This window comes from Pseudonocardia sp. D17 (assembly GCF_036984265.1).
Classification (GTDB): Bacteria; Actinomycetota; Actinomycetes; order Mycobacteriales; family Pseudonocardiaceae; genus Pseudonocardia; species Pseudonocardia benzenivorans.
Genome location: NZ_BPRG01000025.1, coordinates 1 through 1482, shown reverse-complemented (window position 1 = coordinate 1482; position 1482 = coordinate 1). Strand labels below are relative to the sequence as shown.

The following is a 1482-nucleotide window of genomic DNA, read 5'->3' as shown; positions in this document are numbered from 1 at the left end:
GAGCCTGTCAGATGGTCTGTGTAACAAGATCCTCTTGAGTTGAGGAGTACACAGATGACCATGACCGGTGATCGACGAGCTAACCCGCTCGGGACCGAGGGCTCGTCGGCGGCCGAACCGCCGACAGCGCGGGACGCGGTGAACCAGATGGTCGAGGCCGGGCTGCTGGATCAGCTGATGTCCCAGGTCGACGCCGGCGAGCTCGCACTGACCGGCGACGGCGGCTTCCTTCCCGAGATGATCAAAGCCGTGCTCGAACGAGGCCTGGCCGCCGAGCAGACCGCGCACCTGGGCTATGAGAAGGGCGACCCGGCCGGACGGGGGACCCCGAACTCGCGCAACGGCACCACCCCGAAGACCCTGGCCACCGAGGTCGGCGACGTCGCCCTGGACGTGCCCCGGGACCGGGCCGGCACGTTCGAGCCGCGGCTGGTCCCGAAGGGCTCGCGGCGTACCGGCGGCCTCGACGAGATGATCATCTCGCTGTACGCGGGCGGGATGACCGTGCGCGACATCGCCCACCACCTGCACCGGACGCTGGGCACCGAACTCTCCCACGACACCATCTCGAAGATCACCGACTCGGTGCTCGAGGAGGTCAAGGTCTGGCAGTCCCGCCCGCTGGAGGAGATCTACCCGATCGTCTACCTCGACGCCCTGATGATCAAGGTGCGGGACGGGCACCAGGTCCGCAACCGGGCCGCGCACATCGCCGTCGGGGTCGACCTCGACGGCGTCAAGCACGTGCTGGGGATCTGGGTTCAGGCCACCGAGGGGGCGAAGTTCTGGGCGGGCGTGTGCGCCGAGCTGCGCAACCGCGGGGTGCGGGACGTGCTGATCGTGTGCTGTGACGGGCTGACCGGCTTCCCAGAGGCGATCGAGGCGACCTGGCCGCAGAGCATCGTGCAGACCTGCACGGTGCACCTGCTGCGGGCGGCGATGCGGTTCGTCGGCTATGCCGACCGCAAGAAGGTGGCTGCGGCGCTGCGTCCGATCTACACCGCCCCGACCGACGAGGCTGCCCGCCTCGAGCTCGACGCCTTCGCCGAGTCCGAACTCGGCCGCCGCTACCCGGCCGCGGTGATGACCTGGACCAACGCCTGGGAGCGGTTCATCCCTTTCCTGGCCTTCCCACCCGAGCTCCGGAAGATCATCTACACGACGAACGCGATCGAGTCGCTGAACTACCAGCTCCGCAAGATCATCAAGAACCGCGGGCACTTCCCGAACGACGACGCCGCGATCAAGCTGCTCTGGCTCGCCATCCGCGACATCGAGGACAAACGAGCCCGAGCCCGGGCGAAGGAGAAGGGCCTGCCCGCGAACGAGCGCCGAGCACCCGGACGCCTCGTCGAAGGAGCCGTGATCCAGGGCTGGAAACAAGCCCTCGGCGCCCTCGCCCTGGCCTACCCCGAACGCATCAACCCCTACCTGTCCTGACCACCTTCCTAGATCGACTTACACAGACTTCTTGACAGGCCC

At 67.7% G+C, this 1482-nt stretch carries 1 protein-coding gene; it reads left to right on the top strand.

Annotated features, from left to right (window positions below):
- The first annotated feature begins 54 nt into the window (after positions 1–54).
- Entirely contained in the window at positions 55–1440 is a 1386-nt protein-coding gene (locus tag PSD17_RS03475; RefSeq protein WP_445260986.1) for an IS256 family transposase, read from the top strand.
- The last annotated feature ends 42 nt before the right edge of the window (positions 1441–1482 follow it).

Coding starts and splice junctions, on each gene's coding strand:
- PSD17_RS03475 (WP_445260986.1), top strand. CDS start 55: ATGACCATGACCGGTGATCGACGAGCTAACCCGCTCGGGACCGAGGGC.